Annotated in this window: 13 protein-coding genes and 1 tRNA gene; 8 read left to right on the forward strand and 6 right to left on the reverse strand. The window is 60.7% G+C overall.

What is annotated here, in order from left to right; translation table 11 throughout:
* The first annotated feature begins 4 nt into the window (after window positions 1-4).
* Window positions 5-1,486, forward strand: a complete 1,482-nt coding sequence (locus ABIB60_RS09985; RefSeq protein ID WP_354579577.1) for a hypothetical protein — start codon at window positions 5-7, stop codon at window positions 1,484-1,486.
* 83 nt (window positions 1,487-1,569) lie between these two features.
* Here the strand turns inward: ABIB60_RS09985 and ABIB60_RS09990 are convergent, their stop codons facing one another.
* The 3 genes from ABIB60_RS09990 to ABIB60_RS10000 all read right to left on the reverse strand — a co-directional run bounded on the left by ABIB60_RS09990 (window position 1,570) and on the right by ABIB60_RS10000 (window position 6,936).
* Entirely contained in the window at window positions 1,570-4,317 is a 2,748-nt protein-coding gene (locus ABIB60_RS09990; protein ID WP_354579578.1) for a TonB-dependent receptor, read from the reverse strand.
* A gap of 622 nt (window positions 4,318-4,939) precedes the next feature.
* Complete coding sequence (locus tag ABIB60_RS09995) at window positions 4,940-5,656, reverse strand: SGNH/GDSL hydrolase family protein (protein WP_354579580.1); 717 nt, start codon at window positions 5,654-5,656, stop codon at window positions 4,940-4,942.
* Window positions 5,657-5,796: 140 nt separating this feature from the next.
* The gene (locus ABIB60_RS10000) at window positions 5,797-6,936 is read right to left on the reverse strand and encodes a cystathionine gamma-synthase (protein ID WP_354579582.1); all 1,140 of its coding nucleotides are present in this window, start codon (window positions 6,934-6,936) and stop codon (window positions 5,797-5,799) included.
* Between the two features lie 175 nt (window positions 6,937-7,111).
* Between ABIB60_RS10000 and ABIB60_RS10005 the strand changes: the two genes are divergently transcribed.
* The 4 genes from ABIB60_RS10005 to ABIB60_RS10020 all read left to right on the forward strand — a co-directional run bounded on the left by ABIB60_RS10005 (window position 7,112) and on the right by ABIB60_RS10020 (window position 10,262).
* Window positions 7,112-7,837: a TVP38/TMEM64 family protein gene (locus ABIB60_RS10005; RefSeq protein WP_354579583.1), complete on the forward strand. Its 726-nt coding sequence runs from the start codon at window positions 7,112-7,114 to the stop codon at window positions 7,835-7,837.
* A 130-nt stretch (window positions 7,838-7,967) separates the two neighbouring features.
* Window positions 7,968-8,041 (forward strand) — tRNA-Arg (locus ABIB60_RS10010).
* Window positions 8,042-8,818: 777 nt separating this feature from the next.
* Window positions 8,819-9,835 carry an NAD(P)/FAD-dependent oxidoreductase gene (locus ABIB60_RS10015; RefSeq protein ID WP_354579584.1) on the forward strand — a complete coding sequence of 339 codons (1,017 nt, stop codon included), beginning with the start codon at window positions 8,819-8,821 and terminating at the stop codon, window positions 9,833-9,835.
* A 100-nt stretch (window positions 9,836-9,935) separates the two neighbouring features.
* On the forward strand, window positions 9,936-10,262 hold the full coding sequence (locus ABIB60_RS10020; RefSeq protein ID WP_044003093.1) for a 2Fe-2S iron-sulfur cluster-binding protein: 327 nt from the start codon (window positions 9,936-9,938) through the stop codon (window positions 10,260-10,262).
* A 76-nt stretch (window positions 10,263-10,338) separates the two neighbouring features.
* On the opposite strand, the gene ABIB60_RS10025 is transcribed toward ABIB60_RS10020, so the two are convergent.
* Window positions 10,339-10,788 (reverse strand): hypothetical protein, encoded by a 450-nt coding sequence (locus tag ABIB60_RS10025; protein ID WP_354579587.1) that lies wholly within the window; start codon window positions 10,786-10,788, stop codon window positions 10,339-10,341.
* 167 nt (window positions 10,789-10,955) lie between these two features.
* Window positions 10,956-17,261, reverse strand: coding sequence for an alpha-2-macroglobulin family protein (locus tag ABIB60_RS10030; protein WP_354579588.1), 6,306 nt, complete (start codon window positions 17,259-17,261; stop codon window positions 10,956-10,958).
* A gap of 322 nt (window positions 17,262-17,583) precedes the next feature.
* Here ABIB60_RS10030 and ABIB60_RS10035 point away from each other — a divergent pair, with 322 nt between their 5' ends.
* Window positions 17,584-18,378, forward strand: a complete 795-nt coding sequence (locus ABIB60_RS10035; protein ID WP_354579589.1) for an outer membrane beta-barrel protein — start codon at window positions 17,584-17,586, stop codon at window positions 18,376-18,378.
* A gap of 8 nt (window positions 18,379-18,386) precedes the next feature.
* Here the strand turns inward: ABIB60_RS10035 and ABIB60_RS10040 are convergent, their stop codons facing one another.
* Window positions 18,387-18,959: a DinB family protein gene (locus ABIB60_RS10040; protein WP_315999310.1), complete on the reverse strand. Its 573-nt coding sequence runs from the start codon at window positions 18,957-18,959 to the stop codon at window positions 18,387-18,389.
* A 126-nt stretch (window positions 18,960-19,085) separates the two neighbouring features.
* Here ABIB60_RS10040 and ABIB60_RS10045 point away from each other — a divergent pair, with 126 nt between their 5' ends.
* On the forward strand, window positions 19,086-20,063 hold the full coding sequence (locus ABIB60_RS10045) for a hypothetical protein (protein ID WP_354579591.1): 978 nt from the start codon (window positions 19,086-19,088) through the stop codon (window positions 20,061-20,063).
* A gap of 91 nt (window positions 20,064-20,154) precedes the next feature.
* Window positions 20,155-21,210, forward strand: a complete 1,056-nt coding sequence (locus tag ABIB60_RS10050; RefSeq protein WP_354579593.1) for a ComEA family DNA-binding protein — start codon at window positions 20,155-20,157, stop codon at window positions 21,208-21,210.
* Window positions 21,211-21,261: the final 51 nt, after the last annotated feature.

The following is a 21,261-nucleotide window of genomic DNA, read 5'->3' on the forward strand; positions in this document are numbered from 1 at the left end:
CTTATTGGTATTACTAAGCACACTCACTTATTTCTATATGAAAGCAGTATGTATTCTCCGTCTTGGTATCTGCGTCCTTTTGTTGTGTAGCAGCTTTGCCGCCAATGCAACGCATTACCTCGCCGGTACCATTACCTACCGCCGTCTTGCACAACCCAGCCAGTATGAGGTGCAGGTCATTCTCTATACTGATACTACTCCTGGCGCAGTTGATGAGCCGGCAACAACGCTGAACTGCTTGCCAAATTTGGAAGCCGGATGTGCCGCTGCTGTACAAAATGGCTTTACCCTCCGCATACCCCGGCAGCGCTTTGAGCAAGTTGGGGTAGCCCAATGCGGTGCGCTCAACATCAGAAAGAATTATTATACCGCGGTAGTTACCCTACCACGCAACCGCTGGACGCTTTTGGTTGACAACGTTAACCGTCGAAATGGAGTGCTTAACATACCCAACTCAGTAAGCTCCAGCGGTACTATTACAGCAACGCTCGACAATTCAACCGGACTGGTTAACAATTCGCCGGAATTTGTTTCCACCGATGCTTTTGACCTAAATGGTACGCAATACCACCAGTTCACTGCCAAAGCGGCGGAGGCTGATGGAGATTCAGTGGCCTATGCGTTTGTAACGCCGACGGAGGGGTTCACGGCTCAGGGCTGCCCACGCCCATCAGCTGGTTTTGTCCAGCCGCCTCATTTCAAGCTGGATGCTGTTACCGGCGTACTGGAAACCGTGCCCTTCACCCTTGTGCAGGGCAGCTACGTGATGGTTATTCAGGCCAATGAATTTCGGCGTCTGAATGGTATTTGGACTAAAATTGGCAGCATCCAGTACGATGTACTCTACAACGTCCGGACTGATTTTAGCTCCAACAGAAATCCGCGTTTCACCGCTTTACAGCGCGGAACATCTACCCTAGATTTCACGCGGCCCATTCCTGTCAATCCTGGGCAAACTGTTGATCTGACCCTCACAGGTACTGACCCCGATGCCGGACAGCAGCTCCGTTTTAGCAGCTCCACGCCTTTGCTGTATAGCGCACTATATCCCTCGGTTACCTTTCCCTCCATCCAAAGCGTATCCTCTTCGCAAGCGCGCTTTACGTGGCAGGTACCAACATCCTTGCCGCTGGGTCGCTACACGTTTGCTGTGATGGTAAACGACGACTCCTGCCCGCAAAATGGCCGGGAAATTCGGGCCGTCACAATTGAAGTGACTAACCGAGTAATTACAGGATCTGCTGCCCCCAGAGCCACACTACTTACGGCCTACCCCACTCCCTTCCGCGAACAGGTGCAATTTACCCTAGAGAAACCCGGCACGCAGAGTATTACGGTAGTTGATGGCCTGGGCCGCGCAGTAGCCCATCTTATCAGCCGCCCCGATGGCACCGCGCAGTGGCAGCCTACGGCCGCACTGGCACCAGGCTTGTACCTAGCCCGCACCGCCGACGGGCACCAACAGTTCCGGTTGCTGCGCGAGTAGTCCTGCTCTGATAGATACAAAATGGCCGGCTTCCTGCACAGGAAGCCGGCCATTTTGTATTCAGCCCGAAAGCCGGTGAACCGTTAGAACGACACGTTCACGCGGCCGAAGTAAAAGGCGCCGCTGTAGCCGAACTGGTTGGAGCTGTAGGGGAAGCGGCCCCGGTTGGTAGCATCCAGTGTGGTGTAAGTCAGGCTCTGCTCGTTGTTGTTGGGGTCCTGGTAAAGCCGGTCGGGGTAGACGTTGAAGATATTGTTGGCCCCGATGCTGATGCCCACGTTCTTGAGCACTTGGGCGCTGAGCACCAAATCCGTCACCCACTTAGCCGAGAACGTCTGGTCGATGTAGGAACGGTCGGGGTTGGCATCCTTGGTCTGGATTTCCCCGAAGCGCACGGTGCGCAGGTTCGCGCTGAAAATCTTGTAACCGTAGTCGGCGCTCAGGTTGATTTTGCTGCGGGGCTGGCCGTTTTCGAGGCGGGCGCGCTGAGCGCGGTCAAACAGGGTGTTTTGCAGGCTGGGGTTGGCATCAATGAAGGGGGAGCTGTTGAAGCTACGCACAGTGGTTTCGTTGAAGTTGGCCGCCGCCGTGAGGGTCAGGCGGCTGTCGGCACCCAGTTGTAGCCGCTCAGCCGCCACAATATCCAAGCCCCGGGTACGGGTGTTCACGGCGTTGGCGAAGAACTGGATGCCCTGTACCGGCAGCGTGCCCAGAATCTGGTTGACGGCGGCGTTGCTGCGGTTGAACTGGCTGCTGAGCACAATCCGGTCCTTGATGTCAATCTGGTAGGCATCTACCGTCAGGGTAATTGTGCGGAGCACGCGCGCCGTGAGGCCCAGGCTGTAATTCTTCGATTTTTCCTGCTTCAGGGAGCCAATGCCGAAGGCCCGGGTCAGGGGGTCATCGTTGTTGGTGGTGAGCACCTCGCGCAGCTCCCCGCTGGTAAACTGGGTGCTGGAGTTGGTGAAGTAGCGCTGCTGCAACGACGGGGCCCGGAAGCCGTTGCCCAGGTTGCCACGCACCGCCACATCGGGCAGGATGCTGTAGCGGGCGGCCAGCTTACCGCTCACGTTGTTGCCGAAATCAGAGTACCGCTCAGCCCGGCCGGCCACGCTCACCAGCAGCTTCTCGGTGATGTCGCTTTCCAGATCCAGGTAGCCGGCCACGTTGGTGCGGGTGTGGCTGGCGGCGTCCTGGGGCTTGTAGCCAGGGAAGCCCTGGGCCCCAAAGGCGGCGCGGGCCCCGTTCACGGTGCGGGTTCCGGCCAGGTAAGATCCTTCCTCCCCGGCCTCAATCTCAAACATATCCGTCCGAAATTCTCCCCCGAAGGCCACGTTCAGGGTGCTCAGCGCGGGTACGCTGGTAAACTTGCGCGAGAAGCCCAGGTTCACGGTGTTCTGCTGGAAAATGAGCGTACCGGCGTAGAACTCCCTGGGACTGGTGCCCTGGGGCAGGGAGGCGTTGAGCGTATTGGTTACGTCGTAGCGCAGGCTGTTGCGGCCGTAGGTATTGCTCAAATCGGCCGCGAAGCCCAGCACCTGGCCCCGAATGCCGGTAATGAGCGAGGCATCGTCCACGGTGCTGTTGATGAAGGGCAGGTAGCCATTGGGGTAAAGAGTCAGGTCGCTTTGGGTGGCCTGGTTGGGCAGGCGGTACAAGGCCCCGGCCCGACCGGTGCGCCGTGTGAGGCCGCCCGTTACATAAGCCTCCAGGCCTAGATTGGGGGCCAAATCGTAGGCCGCGTTCAAGAAACCGCCGTAGGTGCGCACGTCGGAGCTGCCCACCCGGATGTTGCGGCGGTTATAGCCCCGCTCCGCTACCAGGGCATCATCCTGAGCTTTCAGGTCGCGCTTCAACTGGTCGGTGTTGGCGCTGGCAGGGTAGTTACCGTTGCTGCCCAGGTAAATGAGGGGGGCCGTATCGGGGCGGCTGCGGTCCACAAAGGAGCGGTTACTGAACTGCCCGCTCACATTCACAAAACCCCGGCGCCCCAGCCCGAAACCGGCATTAGCATCGGCCTGAAACAACTCTCCGTCGCCTTCCACCGTCTGGCCCACGGTGCTACTGGCCTGCACGCCGGTGGTATCGTCTTTGAGCTGAATGTTGATGACGCCCGCAATGGCGTCGGAGCCGTACTGGGCCGCCGCACCCTCGCGCAGCACCTCAATGCGCTTGATGGCCGCCGGCGGAATAACGTTCATATCGGTACCCACCGAGCCGCGGCCGGGCGTGCCGTTGATGTTCACCAGGGCCGAGGTGTGGCGGCGCTTGCCATTCACCAGCACCAGCACCTGGTCGGGGCCCAGGCCGCGCAGGGTGGCGGGGTCCACGAAGTCGGTGCCATCGGTTACGGTTTGGCGGCTGCTCTGGAAGGACGGGGCAATGTAGGTCAGGATCTGGGTAACGTCGGTCTGGGCGTACGCCTTGATTTCCCGGGCCGAAATAACATCGACGGGCGAAGTGGTCAGGATATTGGACCGGCCCTCGGTAGCTCGGGAACCGGTTACCACCACTTCGTTCAGGGCCGTTTCATTGTCCTGCAGGCGTACATCCAGGCTAGTGCGGCCGTTGAGGGGTAGTTGCTGGGTGGCAGCGCCAATGGCGGAGAAAACCAAGGTGGCGGTGGGGGCCACATCCAGGCGGTAGCGGCCGTCGGCGTCGGTGCTGGTGCCGTTGCTGGTGCCGCGCTCCAGCACCGTTACGCCGGGCTGGCCTTCACCGGCCGCATTGGTCACGCGCCCCGAAACGCCCACTTGCTGGGCAACGGCGGCAAAGCTGGTCAACGACAACGCCGTTACCAGCCCCAGACGATTGGAGAATAGATGATTCATAAACAAGGAAGAAAAAAGGGAAACACTACCCGCCCCAAGCCCCGGGTAAGGGCTTAGCAGTAGGTGCAAGGCACATCAACCAACACGCTACCGGTGCTGCTCTCCAACCACGGGAAAGGACAGCTACCGGGCAGCAACCACAGGTCAGCAAAAGAGAAGGCAGGCTTCTTCCGAGGGTTCTTTAACCCGCATACGCGCTGCACGCTTACCTGGCCGGTAGCGTTCAGCTCAGAAGAAAACCTGGGTAGGGTGAAAACGGCCTGGGCACTACGGCCGGCCAAGGGCTACTCTCAACAACAGCAACAGCACCCCATGCCTGCGCCGCAAGCGGACGGGCTGGAGGTGACGGAGGAAAAGCGGGCAGTTGTCAACCGGCTTTCCTGCAAGGCAAGGGCGGCTGAGAGGTAATTTTTCACGCGGCAAAGATAAAAACACGCCCCAAACCAGTGGCCTTGGGGGTAAGTGCGAGTACTACAGCCAACCGCAGATTTTGTTTTCGGGCTCCAAAATTTCCTGTAAACAACCGGGCCTTAGACCAGTGTACTATCGGTCAGAGCCATTTCGGATAGAAAGGCAGCAGTAGCCTCTCTGCCAATATTCGCTGTTGGCTACTACGCGCCGATTACTTCAGTAATAACCGCACAACGGGCAGCGCCCGATTGGCCCATTGGCCCATGTGCAAGCCGGAGTAATGCAGGCCATCTGGGGCAAACTGAGCGGGCGCGGAGCTGGCACTCCGAGTAAGGTCCGTAACGTCTACGAACTCCACTGTTACCTTCGAACATTCTTCGCGGGCCACGGCATTAAACTGGTCTATTTCCTGGCTGATGCGGGCCTGGGGGTAGCTGCGGCCGGCCGGAGTCTGGCTCCAATCGGGAATAGACAGCACGAACACGCGGCGAGGGCGCCCCCCGGCAAACTGAACGGCCGTTTGCAAAAGCTGCCGAAATTCTGTGCGGTACGTATCCAGCGGTAAGCCCCGGTACTGGTTGTTCACCCCAATCATCAACGACACCAGCCCGTAGGTTTTCTGCACATTGGCCGCCCTTATGGCTTGTTGCAGCTCCCCGGTGGTCCAACCAGTCTGGGCAATGATGTCAGGAGTCTGTAACCCTTCGGCTTGGGCGAGCTGCGCCAGCTGCACACCCCACCGGTCGGAGGCCGGCACGCTCTGCCCAATGGTGTAGGAGTCGCCCAGGGCCAGGTAGCTCACTGAGTTGGCCGGCGCGGTAGGTACAGGAGTCGGCGTGGTCGGGCGGGGCGCGGGCGCAGGAGTAGGCTCCGTACAGCCTATCAGCACCAGGAGCAGCAGCCAGATACAACGAAAGTAAAGCGGCATCAGAAATAGATTGGGGCTACCACATACGGCAGGCCGTCGCCGGCAGATTGCCCGGTTCAGGCCATGCGTCAGCAACGCAAAACGCCCCCGTAACTGTTCGTTTGCGGGGGCGTTTCGGAGTTTCAGCTTACGCCGGTGGCCTAGCCAATGGCCTGCTTTAAGTCGTCGATGAGGTCTTCGGCATCCTCAATGCCCACGCTCAGGCGAATCAGCGAGTCCGACAGGCCGGCTTTGCGGCGTTCTTCGGCCGGAATGCTGGCGTGCGTCATGGTGGCGGGGTGGCCCGAGAGGCTTTCTACGCCGCCCAGGCTTTCGGCCAGGGAGAACAGCTGGAATTTCTCCAGGCAGGCAATGGCATCCTCTTTCCGGTCACCTTTCAGCACGAAAGAAATCATACCGCCGAAGTCGCGCATTTGCTGAGCGGCCACGGCGTGGTTGGGATGGTCCTGGAAGCCGGGCCAGTACACTTTCTCCACTTTGGGGTGGGCTTTGAGGTACTCGGCCACCTTACGGCCGTTCTCGCAGTGGCGCTGCATGCGCACGTGCAGGGTTTTGAGGCCGCGCAGCACCAGGAAGCAGTCCTGGGGGCCGGGCGTACCACCGCAGGCATTCTGGTAGAAGCTCAGGCGCTGGTGCAGTTCGTCGTCGTTCACCACCACGGCCCCCATTACGGTATCAGAGTGGCCGGCCATATACTTGGTCAGTGAGTACATCACCATATCGGCACCCAACTCCAACGGCGTTTGCAGGTAGGGCGTACTGAACGTGTTATCGACTACCAGCAGAGCACCCGCCTTTTTGGCTACGGCCGAGGCGGCGGCAATATCAATGATGTTGAGCAGGGGGTTGGTAGGTGTTTCCACCCAAATCAGTTTGGTCCGCTCAGTCACGGCAGCTTCCACGGCCGTCATATCGTGCATGGGCACAAAGTGAAATTTGATGCCGTAAGCGGCGTACACCTTCGTGAACAGGCGGTAAGAGCCCCCGTACAGGTCGTTGGTGCTGATAACCTCGTCGCCGGGTTGCAGCAGCTTTACAATGCAATCAATGGCCGCCATACCGGTAGCAAAAGCCAGCCCGTGCTTGCCATTGTCCAGGGCCGCCAGGGCGTCCTGCAGTTGGGAGCGGGTGGGGTTGTGGGTGCGCGAGTATTCAAAGCCCTTGTGGTCGCCGGGGGAGCGTTGCACGTAGGTTGAGGTCTGGTAGATGGGCGTCATGATGGCCCCGGTTTCGGGGTCGGGGTGCACGCCAGCGTGGATAGCCTTGGTTCCGAATTTCATGAAAACGAGCGTAGAAACGGTGGAGAATGAGGGTGGGCAGTTGGCAGAAACAAAGGTAGTGGGGTTTTGGCAGTATGTTCTGCTATCCGCTTTCGGCTAGTGTAGCCTTCCCGGCCCTTCTTACGTTCCTACCTTTGAGCTGCCTTCTCACTGTGGGCCCGTTTGTTTGCTGCGTATGTCCTTCATCAAAGAACTTTTCCATCAGAACACCTCCACTCTTATTTCCCTGGTGCTACTCACGGTGCTGCCCCTGGTCGGCGACAGTGTGCTGGCCTGGACTCTGCACGAAAATCAGGCGTGGCTAACGCACCTCTCGACCTGGCAAATGCTACTCTACTTTGTGCTGGTGGCCTGCACCATGACGCTTTCCCTCACCCATACTACCGTGGTAGTGCTGGTAACAGCCTTTTTCTTCGGATGGCCGGGGTTTGCGGGTATGCTGCTGACGTATATGCTGGCGGCTTACGGAGGCTACCTCATTGCCCACTCGCTCGACCAAGGTAAGCTGATTCGGCTGCTGGAGCGGTTTCCGAAGGCCCACGCCATTATGCACGAGCTCCGCCGCGACAGTTGGCGGCTAGTGCTACTCACCCGCCTTTCCCCAGTGCTACCCTTTGCCCTTATTACATTTATTCTTGCGGTAGTAGGCGTACCGCAGCGGCAGTTTCTCACGGCCTCGGTGGTAGGCATGCTGCCACGCACATTATTTTTCTACTGGTTGGGCACCAAGGCTCAAGACGTGCTCCAACTCATTCAGGACCCCGACACGGGCACGGCGGGCAAGGTGCTGGTTGTGGTGCTGCTGGCAGTTTCGCTGTTTGGCCTCTACTTTCTGTTTACCCGGGCTCTAAAGCGGGTGCTGGCACAGGGCGCAGAAAAAGAGCAAAAAAATGTTAGCTGAATTTCAGCAGCTTGCATTCTTTTCACTGCTTTTTCAGCAGTTTTTTCGCCGGCCGCTTGCACTACCCAAGTTTTAGCCTCTATCTTTGCACAACCAAAACGGAAAAACGCTTCCGAAACGGTAACAAGTTGGTTGTGTAGCTCAATTGGATAGAGCATCTGACTACGAATCAGAAGGTTTAAGGTTCGACTCCTTACACGACCACAGAAAAGGCCCTCAGTCCAGTACTGAGGGCCTTTTTCATTTAATCAGGGCTGATTGAGCTTTGGCGGAGCTAGTACAAAGTAGTAGGCCCAGAGCTAATTCCTCGCCCACCACCGTAGTATTCGTCCGGCGTCCAGAAATCCAGCGTCGTTTGAGAATCATAGCTAGGTGCTTGTACTACGATATAAGATTTACCCCGGTAATCGGTAATCGATACAACCGAAAAGCCCGAATCAAGTCCTAAGTCCCAAGTTCCACCGTTACCCCGGTGTACATAACTATAGGTAGCTTGTTGTCCATACGCAATTACGCTGGGCCCGCCAATGTAATTGGGGTCGGTTACGTTGCTGGATGCCGTAGAAGCTGATGCGGCCGGAGCAATATCCTGTTCTTTACTGCAGCTACTTAAAGCGCTGGCTACCAGCAGAACGGCTGCGGATAGTATGCGAGAGGAAGTGAACATAATTGTTAATAATTTTTTGTGAAGGTGGACTGATAGACAAACCTATCCTCTAGTCTCACTTTCCTCAAGGCACATTGGCTGCAATTTGTGACATAGGGTCAAAGTACATCTACGTGCCCGCTTCTAGATCTGCAGCGACACAATACTGCATAGTTTTGTAGTAAGGACACAGGCTGGGAGCCAGCTCCCTATCTTTGCACCCGCGTAGTGCGCTGCTGCTACCAGATTAAGGCCGGAGGCCAACGATTTGGGGTGTTCAGCTGTTACCTAGGGACGATTACCCTCCCATTTGTTTCGTTTTTCGCTGTTGTTGCATGACCAATTCCATTTCCACCGATATCTGCATTATCGGGGCGGGCCCGGTGGGGCTGTTTGCTGTATTTGAAGCCGGCTTGTTGAAACTGCGCTGCCATGTGGTAGACGCTCTGCCCCAGGTGGGCGGGCAGCTGTCCGAAATCTACCCCAAGAAGCCGATTTATGACATTCCGGGCTTCCCGGAGGTATTGGCCGGTGATTTGGTAAGCAACCTCATGCGGCAGATTGAGCCTTTTCACCCCACCTTTACGCTGGGTGAGCGGGTGGAAGGCTACCGCAAGCTGGACGATGGCTCATTCGTGGTTACTACCATCGACGGCACCGAAATCAACTGCAAAGCCATTGCCATTGCGGGCGGCCTGGGCTCGTTTGAGCCCCGCAAGCCCGCCATTGAAAGCCTCACCGATTTTGAAGGCGGCAAAGGCGTGTACTACATGGTGCGCGACCCGGAAACCTTCCGCGACCAGCGCCTGGTAATTGCCGGCGGCGGCGACTCAGCCCTGGACTGGACGATTTTCTTGGCCGATGTAGCCAAAGAAGTAACGCTGGTACACCGCGGCACCACCTTCCGCGGCGCGGCTGATTCGGCCGAAAAGGTGCAACACTTGCACGAAGCTGGCAAGGTAAAGCTCGTCCTCAGCAGCAACGTAACCCACGTGCACGGCAACGGCCGCCTCAATGCCGTAACCATCACGGCCAACTCTGGCGACGCGGAGCAGGTAGATGTGGATTCGTTCATTCCGCTGTTTGGCCTCACCCCCAAGCTGGGCCCGATTGGCGACTGGGGCCTGGAAATTGAGAATGATGCCGTGAAGGTGAACACGCTCGACTACTCCTCCTCGGAGCCCGGCATCTTCGCCATCGGCGACATCAACACCTACCCCGGTAAGCTGAAGCTCATTCTGTGCGGCTTCCACGAGGCCGCCCTCATGTGCCAGGGCGCCTTCAAATACATCTACCCCGACAAAAAGTACACCCTCAAGTACACCACTGTAAACGGGGTACCGACTTTGTAAGACATGAGATTTTAGAAGTGAGAAGTGTGAGACGATGTTCAAAGATTACCTGTGAACATCGTCTCACTTCTCACTTCTAAAATCTCACTTCTAAAATATTATGACTGAAGACGTACGCGTATATGTAGAGGAAGCGCCTGGGCAGCGGCGCGAAATTCAGGCGCCCACTGATATGGGCCTGAGCTTGATGGAAGTGATGAAAGCCGATGGCTACGACATTCAGGCTACCTGCGGCGGCATGGCACTGTGTGGCACCTGCCACGTGGAGGTACTGGCTGGCCCCGAGCTGCCCGAGCCCTCCGACGATGAGTTGGCCATGCTGGAAAGCCTGCCCGTAATGACCCAGGGCAGCCGCCTCTCCTGCCAGATCCGCCTGCACCCGCGCATGGATGGCCTGGTAGTGCGCCTCATGCCCCAGGACGCGTAACCGTTGAACTGCCTACAGCAAAAAGCCCCGTCGATGATGCATCGGCGGGGCTTTTTGCTGTAAAAGTGGGTGGGCGCTAGCGGCGCCGGGTACTCTTTTTCCGGGTGCTTGTCTTCTTGGCGGTCGATTTCTTGGCAGTAGTCTTTTTGCGCGAAGAGGTGCGGCTACTGCTCCGGTGCGTGCTGCTGGTGCGGCGGTGCACAACGGCCGGAGCGGCCGGAGTTTCGGGGGCGGCTACGGGGGCCAGCTTGTCGGCTTCGGGCAGAGCTTCCAGGTTTTGAATAGTGGCCTCAATGGCGGGCTGATGCACGCCAGCTTCCTCGGCGGTGGCGCGCAGCTTGGCGGCTTGCTTGCGGCGTACTGGCATCAGAAAATCTCGCTCAGCGCGCTCCTGGGCCGATAGTTTTTCCTCGCCGGGGAGGTTGGTAGGCGTAGCGGGGGCTTTGGCCTCATCCTGGGCCCAGGCAGTGGCAGCACTCAGCAGCAATGCCAGTAGTAGAAAAGCAGCGCGTTGTAACAACTTCATTCTTATATAAAACCAAACGGACTGCAAATGTACAATCCATTAGCGGGTAGGACAACCCCTCGGTATTTTCCCGCAGTGGCTCGGGGTGGAATACGCAGGGTTTCGCGGTGAATAGTCACTGCGAAACCCTGCGCTTTCCACCCCGAACCACTGCGGGAAAATCCGTTTTACTTCCCCGCAATCTGCACCCGCGTGCCGGCCGAGTGGGCCGTAAACTCGGGGGCATACAGGCACTGCAGCTGGGAGAGGCCGCCGGAGAAGTTGCCGGCCTGCGCGGCCCGCAGCCGGTACTCAAAGGTGTGGGTGCCCTTGGGGAAGTAACTGATGAAGAAGTTGGTGGCCGCGTCGCGGGGGCTCTCGTAGTAGCCCAGGCCGCTTTGGTAGCGGTAGCCGGAGGTCTGGCCGATAAGCTCCAGACCAGCGGCACGCTGGTCTTTGAGGTGCACGTACTCCAGGTCCCGGTCGGAGCGCAGCACGAGGCGCACCACCAGTACGTCGCCCACGCGCAGGGGCGTGGCGGCGGTGAGGGGCTCCAGCACGGGGCCGGCGGCGGTGCGCTGTTCCCGGTACAGGCGGCGCTCCAGCTGCAGTCCGCCCACGGCGGCCGTTACCTTCTCGGGCTGCTCGAAGTACTGCCAGTACAGGCCGCCCCAGGCCACGCCGGCGTCGGGCTTCTGCACCGTTACGCGGCCCTGGGCGGGCTTGATGTCGGCAGCGGGCCAGGTTACTTTGTAGTAGCCGGTGCCGGCCTGCTGGCTGGTGGGCTGCACGGGCTTCCCTCCTACCGTTACCTGCAGGGGCTGGGTGGGCTGCAGCCAGCTGGAGCCGCGCAGCAGCAGGGCGTAGCAGGCATCGGCGGTGGCGCGGGTACTTTCCCAGTTCTGCACGCGCTTCTGACTGAGCAGCCACAGCTTCATCTCATCCACCGATTTCTGGTCGTTGAGCACCTCATCAAAGGCTTCGATGAGCGTGGCCTGGGTTTCGGTGCGGGCTTCGCGCCAGTAGTAGCCGCCGCGCACTTCTTTCCAGTACATGCCCAGCTCCGGGGAGTGCAGGGCATTTTCCTGCAGCGCCGTGAGGATGTTTTTGACGGCAGAGGGCTGCACTTTGGCGCGGTGCAGGGCCAGGGCCATTTCGGCCTGCAGGTAGCGGGTGCGGCCCGGCCAATAGGTGGCGGCCTGCTGCCGGTAGTAGGCCTGGGCCGACTGGGCCTCCTTGCGCACGGCCAGCGCGGGCCAGAAGCTGCGGGCGTACAGGGCCTGCACCTGCAGATCGGTAAGGTGGTCCTGCTTCAAATCTACCTTAGGCTGCTTGCGGAGCTGGGTGTAGTCGTCCTGCAGCTCGCCATCCAGATACGCCACGGCGTTTTGCAGGAGTTGGCGGGCGGTGGGGTCCTGCTGGGTATCGAAGGCCCCTAGCTTCTGCAGCTTGCCGAAGCCGGCCACGATGAGCTGGGTGATGTAGCGGTCGGCGGGCATGCGCTCAAACCAGGGGAAGGAGCCATCGGGCAGCTGCATCTGCTTCAGCTTGGTGAGGGCGCGGGCGGTTTCGGCTTTGAGGTGGGGCTCGTCGAACAGCTCGGCGAGGCGGCGCATCCGCTCGGTTTCGTTCTGTGCGTCGCGCACCCAGGGCGTTTCCTGCAACAGCAGATTTTTTAGCTCCTGGTTTTGCTCCAGCTTGCTGCTGAGAGCGGCTTTATCGCCGGCCTGGGCGGCGCGCTGCCACTCGGCCAGCACGGTGCGCAGCCGGGGGTTGCTCTGCAGAATTTTAGCGGCCAGCAGATTGGCGTAAAGGCGGCTGAAGGTCTGCTCGGAGCACTCATAAGGGTACTCCATCAGGTAGGGCAGCGCCTGCACGGCGTACCAGGCCGGGTTGGGCGTCATCTCCAGCGTGAGCGAGTAGTTGCGGCGGGTGCTGGAAGTGGTGCTGGTGAGCTTCTTCAGCTCAAACTCCCGGGTAGCCGGCCCCACCACCGCCAGCGGCAGCGTTTCGGTAATCAGCACCCGGTTGGGCAGCACCGGCAGGGTGTTTTCCTCGCCATCTTCAACTGTTGCCAGTTGTGAGTTACCAGTTGCCTGACTGTTCTGGCGGCGCTGTTTGCGCTGCTCTTTCTTGTCTTTGCCTGACAATTGAGAACTAGCGGATGCCAACTGACCGCGCGCTACTACCCGGTAGGTAATGGCTTCGAGGGGGAGTTGGCCTTCGGCGGTTTCGGGGATGGTCAGGTTCCAACTCACGGCTTGGCTTTGGTTGCCGTTGAGGCTAAACTTCACCTGAGCCGGGCTTTTTAGCAGCTGACTTTCCAAGGGTTGTTGGGTGCGGGCGTCGAGCAGAATGAGCTGAGCGGTGCCGCTGAGGGCCTGGGCTGTGAGGTTACTGAGCTTGGCTGAGAAGGTCAGCTGGTCGCCTTCCCGGAAGAAGCGGGGAGCATTGGGCGTCACCTGCAGGCTCTTTTGCGTCACCAGTTCCCGGCGCAGCAGGCCGGTACGCAGTTGCTGGTCGTGGGCCAGGGCCAGCAGCTGCCAGCGCGTCACGGCTTCGGGCAGCTGGAACTCCAGCACGGTTTCGCCCTGGGCGTTGGTACGCACGGCGGGCATCCACAGGGCTGTTTCCCGGAAATCCTTGCGGGCCTGCACGGTGCTCAGGTCGGGCTGGGCAGTTTCAGGTGGAGAAACGGGGGAAGGGGCACCGAACTTAGCCGAGCGGGCCATTTTAGCATTTTGGGCCATTGGAGCCGCAGCCGACATCGGGGCCATTTCCCGGTCAGCCGCAACCATAATGCCCGAGCCGGGCTCTAAGCCGGCCAGGTCGGCCGGACTGTCCGTGTTGCCCTTTACCGTTTCAGAGGCTACTACCTTATCCCTCAACTCTTCCTGGTCCGGAATTTCATCATTGCCCCATAATCCCCACATATTCAGATGAGGGTAGAGGATAGCGTCGGGATAGTACGTAGCAACGTACCGATTGAACAGCTCCTGTCCATCCTCCGTGCCGAAGCGGCCCTGCCAGGCCAGCGTGGGCGGGAAGTAGGGGCGGTAGAACTCCGGGGCGGCGAAATCGTGAGGGCGGAATACGTCCAGCGACTTATCGTAGAGCGTGGCCAGCAGCTCGGCGTCGGCGGGTTGGCCGTTGGTCTGGTGGATGGTGACGCGCCAGGTTTCCTTCTGGCCGGGCTGCAGCTTGTCGCGGAAGGTGGCAATGCTGAGCACCAGCGGGGTGGGCGGCGTGGCCACCTGCACCGGGGCCGTGTGGGTGTAGAGGCAGTTGTCGCGCACCTGGGTGAGGTGCACGTAGAGCTGGGTTTCGCCGAGGGCGGCGGGCATGGGCACTTCCACCACGCGCTGCTCGCCGGCGGGCAGGGTCAGCCACTCGTGGCGCAGGGTTTCCCCCTTGGCCTCGGCTTCCAGCAGCACGCGGGCCCCATCCAGGGAGCTACCCACCAGGAAGCGGGCGGTCTGGCCGGGTGCTACGCTGTCCTGCAACGGCACAAACCAATCGGCCGTGGGCACGGGCAACGTGGTGGCAGCGGGGTCGAACAGCGTGAACCGCTGCTCGGCGCGGGGTTCGGGCTGACTGGCCGCAGCCGAAGCGGCGGTGGCTTCCAGCAGGTAGCGGCCGGGCGGCTGGGCGGCCAAGGCCGTTTGCAGGGCGGGCAGCAGCGGGGTGTTGTCGGTATCGAAGTCCTGGGTGAGCACGAGGGTACGAGCCCAGGTGCTGTCGTTGTCTTCCCGGCTGTAGGCATCCAGCGGGAAGCGGCGTTTAAATTCATCCTGGCTCAACGCTTCCCGCTCGGGCTGTTCCCAGAGGCGGGGGCGCAGCGGCCGGGCGGGCGGCGTGAGGCGGTAGAGACGCAGCTGGCCCCGAGCGGGCTGGGCCTCGCCGGCGGCGTTGGTGCTGAGCAGGCGGGGCGTGGGCAGCTCGGCGCGGTTCAGCAGCTCGGGCAGCTCCAGGCGCAGGGTCAGGGCCTCGGTGCCCAGACTCACGCGCTGGGTGCCGGTGCGGGTTTCGCCGGCGGCGTCCGTCACGTCGGCTGTTACCTCGAAGGCGTAGCCGGGGCCCCAGCCGCCGCGCTTGCCAGCCGCCGCGGCGTCGCCTTTGGCCTTGAAGGTGATGGAGAAGCCCCCGGCCGAATCGGTGCGGGCCGTGCCGCTGAGGATTTCCTGCTCAGGCCGGCCGCCACCGTAGAAGCCCCGGCCGAAGAAGGGCCAGAACGTGCGCCGCACTACCCGGTAGCTCACCGTGGCCCCGTCAATGGGTTGGCCGGCGTAGGCCGTGGCCTTGCCGCGCACCGTCACCTCTTGGCCCAGCACGGGCGTACCCTGCACCGGCTCAAACGTAACCTGGAACGTGGGCCGCTTGTAGTCCTCCACCGCGAAGCTTTGGCTGCCGTACTGCGTCTGCAACGACATTTCGCCGTTTAGCAGCCCCGTCGGCAGCACAAAGGAGCCGTGGAAGGAGCCAAACTCCGAGGTCACGAAATCAAGCGACTTCACCATCTGCCCGTTCACATCCATCAGCCGCAAACTCACAGCCCGTTTGGTCAGCAGCTTTGATTTTCCGGCCAGCGTTTCTGTTAGAATTCCCTTGAAGTATACTGTTTGGCCAGGGCGGTAGATGGCGCGGTCGGTGTAGAGGAAGGTGCGACGCTGGGCCTCCTCCTGGCGGTCCAGTTGGTTACGGCGGGGCATGAAATAGCCCAAGCTCTCCGCCATCAGCAGCGAATCAGGGCCATGCGTGAACAGAGCGGCCTCAATCTGGGTGTTTTCGCCGGTAAACTGGCCCACCGGAATCTGGGTCTGGCCCTCGGCGTTGGTAGTCAACCGCTCCCCGCGCCGCTGCTGATATTCCCGCTTTTTCTGGTCGTAGAACTGAAAGAAGGGCAGCACTTGCACACCGGGCTGAGGCGCACCGCTTTGGCGGTGCAGCACCAGCAGCTCGGGACCCTCGGTACGGTCGGCGCTGCGGCGCACATAGCTCAACTCGCTCACCTGCACCTGGCTGTAAGCCGTAACTGCACCGACTTGCTCCTTGGTGGGGTTGCTGGCGCTGGTGCTCAGCACGATGAGATACTGCCCCAGCGGCAAAGCCGGACCGGCGTGTTGCACGGTGTGGCTGCGGAAGTCCCGGGGGCCGGGCAGGTCCAGCGTCCAGGTGGCAACCGGTTTGGCGGCCAAGGCGCGGGCGTAGCGCTGCTGCCAGGTTTTGTTCTGGTACAACTCCGGCCGCTCCAGCTGGCGCAACACCTGCGCATTGCTGATGCGGTAGGCCGTGGCATATAGGAGTGGGGCGTTGCGCACCGTCAGGCGTAATAGCCATGGTTGATTCGGCAGTAGCACGTCCTCGGTAGTGAAGGCCAGTTCCAGCCGCTCCAGGCGCTGGCGTAGGGCAGCTGCCTGTTGCACGCCCCGGGATTTGGGAAACTGCTTCTCGGCGGCTACGGCCAGCGCGTGGGCCTGGGCGGGGTCGGTTTCTTCCCAGGTGCCGGCTTCTAGCACCCGCAGCTCTGCGCTGATGGGCAGGGCTTTGTACGTATCGGCGGCACGGGCCAGGGCGGCGCGGTACAGCTCGGTTTTGTTGGCTAGCGTGGCGTGCTCGTGCACAAACTCCAACCGCAGCCGGTCAGCGTCGGCCAGGGCGGCGGGGTTACCGGCATCCTGGAGGCGGAAGGCCAGCAGCTGCTGCAACACCTGCAGGGCGTGGAACTGCCCGTTCAGCGAATCAGCTTGCGGGGCCGTCAGCTTCAGGCGGGCAAACTCCGGGGCGGGGCCGAACAGGGCGGCATCCATCAGCTCGAACTGCTGGGCGGGCTTGGTGATGTATAGCTCATCATTGCCGAGGGCTTCCACGGCGCGGTGAGCGAGCAAATCATACAAAGTAGGGCGCAGGGCCCGGCCTTCGGTGCTGCCGCCCCGGCTGAGGTAGCCCAGCGTGGCGAGTTTCAGCTGCTGCTGACGGTGGGGCTCGTCCTGCACCGAGGCGCGGTAGTGCTCCACCACAGCCGCTCCCAGGCGGGCGGCATCCCAGGTGCGCAGGTCGGTAAGGCTTTGGTCGGCGGTGTCCGTTTTGGTGCGGGTTCGGTCGTAGAGCTGGTAGCGGTGGGCGTCGTAGTAACGGGCGTACAGTTGGGCCAGCAGGCTGTGCAGCACCGGCCGGGCCGGAAACCGGGCCGTTTGCAGGTCCTGCTCCACCAGCTGAATAGCCTGCACGTCGGATTCTTCTTCCCGGGCTTCCAGCAAACGCAGCTTATAGAGCAGGGTCCGCAAATGCTCGGGAGTGTTCTGCTGGCGGCGGGCCTGTTGGTACAGCGGCTCCAGTAACTTGGCGGCCGAGGCGGTCTGGTCTTTGGCCAGCAGCTGGTCAATCTTTTTCCAGGTTGCTGGGTTAGGGCCACCCGCGCCGGGCGGGGTGGTCTGAGAGGAGCCGGTGGCGAAGAACATCAGCAGGGCAAGTAAACTCAACAGGAATGGACGCATGCAGCAGGAACGTATAAGCGGGGCAAGTTGATAAAAACCCAGATGCCGACTGTGGGCAGATTCCACATCAGCAGTAGAAAAAAATACCTACCAATCAGACTACACTGCTGCCGTTAGGTATCGGCAGTAGCCTCCACCTATCCTAGTAAAACCTCATCAGCAGTGCATTAAGCGGTGCATCTGGCTACCCGACTGAGAGCAACAGTCAGACTTTTCAACTCCTTCCCCGCAGTAGCCCTAGCTGCTTATTTCAGATGGTTGCTACCCTATTTTGCCGCCACCTTAGCCCCCGACATTATTACCCAACTCTATTCCGGCCGGTATGCATCACCCATTCAAATTACTCGGCGCAAGCCTGTTGCTAGGTTTGCTGACCGGCACCGCCGCCAGGGCTCAACACCGCACTCAGTATGGCGTGCAGGCGGGTGGAGGCGCGGGCTGGGTACACCTGCGCGGGCAGGCACTCTACGCAACCAGGGCGCGGCCAACCTGGCAGTTGGGCGTAGTGGCCGAAACCCGCCTGGCCTCACACTGGGCGCTGCAATATGGTCTGGGCGGAGCCATGCGCGGCTACCGTTTGCGGGAAGATGTCACGTATGAAGCCGACCAAAAAGGCGTGCCAACAGTGGGCCGCTACCGTAGCCAGGATGCTTACCGGCTTACCTATCTGCTGGCTCATACGCTGCTGGTGTACCAGCCGGCCGGAGCCGGCAATGGCTGGCAACTGCTGGTAGGCGGCTACGCCGGGCTAGGAATGCGCGGGCGCTACCGATACCAGTACACCGATAGTTGGGGCAACATAACGCGGGCAGCAGCGGGGCGGCAGCGCCTGGTGTATGGCTATAGGTCGGGTAGTGGTCGGGGCTTCGGTATTCTGGGGGGCGGCTCCAGCGCCGATATCCGACCTATTGATGCCGGGCTGCAAGTTGGCGGGGGCTACTGCTGGCAGAGGGTGCACGTTCAGGCGTGCTATCAGGCCAGCCTGACGCCCCTTCTGCCGGGCTACCTGGAGCGCCAGCTTCAGCACCGGGAATACCTCCGGGGCGCAACTATTTCCTTATCCTACTTTCTGCCCCACTCGCCCAGGCACTCGGGCAACCCCGTGGCACTGCAGTAACCTGCTTGCTACAGCTCCCGGCTTTCCAGCACGCGCTCCGCCTGCCGAACGTGGCGCTTAATATGCTCCACCAACAGCTCCAGCACATCGGTGAGGCGGGGGAGCAACAGCGGAATGATGGGGTTGGGGATGCGCACGGCGTTGGCATTCACGCGGCGGGCCTGCTCAATCAGGTTGCTCAGTTCATCCAGCTGGCGGCTGAACACCTCAATAACTGTGCGCGGCAGCCGGGACCCGCTGGGCGCATACTGCTGGGGTGTTTTCATGGGCTTTTCCGAGGCGGGCGCGCGCATGGCTTCCGTCATTTTGTGCCCAAAGTAGCCGTGTACCACCGTGGCGGCCGGCGAGGAGCCCCGCTCTTTGGCCGCCTTCACCTTGCGGCTCATAACCGGCAGATACAGTCCCCCCACAATGTTCAGGTGTTCCAGACACTGACCCACACTCCACTTACCGGGCCCGGGCCCCCGGTTCAGCTGGTCATCGGTGAGGGGGCGGAAGCGGCGGTTAGCAATTTCACGCACCCGCTCCACGTCAGCAGCCAGGGCATCCAGAAAATCGGTGGTACGGGTGGCAGTAGGCATCGGAGCTAGCTAATGGGTAGGCAGAATATGGTGTAATGATACGGGCCCCGCGCGGTTTCAGCAACGGGCAGCGGTATTTGGCCGGATGATTTGCTGAATTTGCCCCGCAGGCGGTACTTTCGAAATATGGTATTGTCTTTTCTGCGGGTGGTGCGGGGCCTGCTTCCCCTGGTTTTACTGAGCATCGTGTTGGGGGCGCAAGGCCAGGCCGTACCCAACCCCGGCGAAAACGTTGCCTTTCTGGTTACGTTTGGCAGCCAGGCCGATAAAAGCTGGGGCGACGATGATTTCACCCAGACGTTCTTTTTCCTTATTCCCAAGGAAAACCGCCAGCCCGTGTACATCCGCGTGTTCGACCCCGACTGCGGCGGCCAGCACGATGAGGCGAAGTACGGCTGGAATACCACCACTGAGTTCAGCCTGTACGGTGGCGCCGGCGCCCACTCCACGCCCGACGCCCGGGCCACCGAGCCCAAGGGCCGGTTCAGGGCCGGTACCCTCCTAAAACAGGTAAAGTTTGGGGCCGATAAAAGCTACGACAACAAGTGGTACACCTTCGGGCCGCTGAACCCGCTGGAGGGCGAGTTTGTGCCGGAATTTAATGGCTACGTGTTCAAGCTGGTGACTCAGGGAAAATCCGGCGACGACGGCAACCTGTACCGCTACTTTCTGAGCACCTCCCCTACCCAGAATGTGGCCGTGGAGGGCGGCAACGCCTTTACCTACGAGTATAGCTTCCGCCTCTCGCCCCAGAAACGGGCCAAAACCCACCTTTACCCCTTCGTGAACGACCACGTGGTGAGCATCAAGCAAAGCAACTTTGACGTGGATGGTGATGTGGCGCTGAAGATTTTCAGCGTGGCCAAAAACGGCCACCCGGCCAAGGCCAGCGGCGACAATGCCTGGGCCAGCAGCACCCACCTCATTGCCGATAAAGAACACGGCCTGTCCCTGGATTTGCAGCTGACCTCCCTCTCCAAAGCCACCAACGACCTGGTTTTTTACGTGACCGACCAGTACGATGTGGCCCTGCCCTTCTTTGCCGTGCCCCTGGGGGGGCCGCCCCGCTACCGTTACGAGGTAGATGTGAAGATCAGAAAGTAAGGCAGAAGCCGCCTGGGCGCGGCAGGTTTGGTTTTATCCGGATTTCCCGCTAAACTCAACAGTACTATCCGTTACTGACGCGTATTCTGTTATGCCTGCTCCCGCCCAGCGCCCGGTGCCCGCCCAGCCGCCCGTATCCCGCCGCTCCGTGCTGCACCCGGTTCAACGGGCCGTGCGCCGCTACTTCGGCTTTTCCCGCCGCGAAACCTCCGGCTTGGTTGTATTAGTACTCTTGATGGTTGTGGCTCTGGGGCTGCCGAGCCTGCTGCGGCCGGCCTTGCCCACGTATGAGCCCCGTGCCGATGCCCAAAAGTTGAATGCCTGGGCCGCCGAGTTGGCCGCCCGCCGCACTACCCGCCCGCAGTTTAATAGCCGTTATCCGCGCCGCGCCTACGCCGCCCGTACCCGGGTGCCGCAGGTGGCGCTGGCCCCCTTCAACCCCAACACCTTCACCGCTCTGGATTGGCAGGCGCGGGGACTCCCAGCCTGGCTGGCCGAGCGGCTGGTGAAGTACCGCAGCGCGGCAGGAGGCTTCCGGGCCAAAGAGCAACTCCGCAAAGCCTACGGCCTTTCCGACACTACCTACGCCCGCCTGGCCCCTTACATCCAGCTGCCCGACCAACTGCCGCCGCGGGAAGCCCGGGAGTACGCGCGCAACTCATCAGGACCGAGCCAGTTTGCCAACCGAAAGCCATTTGAAGCCGTTACGAGCCGTTTTAAGAGCAAACCTACCAAGCTCGCGGCCTTCGATGTGAATACGGCCGACACTACCCAGCTTATGCAGATCCGGGGCATAGGCCGGGGCTACGCGCGGCGGGTGGTGGAGTACAGGCAGCGGCTGGGTGGTTTTCTGCGCGAAGATCAGCTCACGGAAATCTACGCCCTGCGCGACGCCCCCGATCTGGTTGACAGCCTGCGCAAGTACACCTTTGTGGCGGCCGGCTTCAGCCCTGCCCTGGTTGATGTGAATACCGCTTCCTTCGAGGTTTTGCAGGCGCACCCGTATGTAGGGAAACGACTGGCGCGGGTGCTGGTAGCCTTCCGCCAGCAGCACGGCCCCTTCCGCCAACCCGCCGACCTCCGCCAGGTTCGGATACTGGATGAAGCCACGCTGGAAAAGCTCCAACCTTACTTGGTGCTACGGTAGCGGCAGTCAAAGACGAGAATACCATATCATTTCCACTCCGCAGGCTTCGCC

The organism is Hymenobacter sp. UYP22 (genome assembly GCF_040547285.1).
Classification (GTDB): domain Bacteria; phylum Bacteroidota; class Bacteroidia; order Cytophagales; family Hymenobacteraceae; genus Hymenobacter.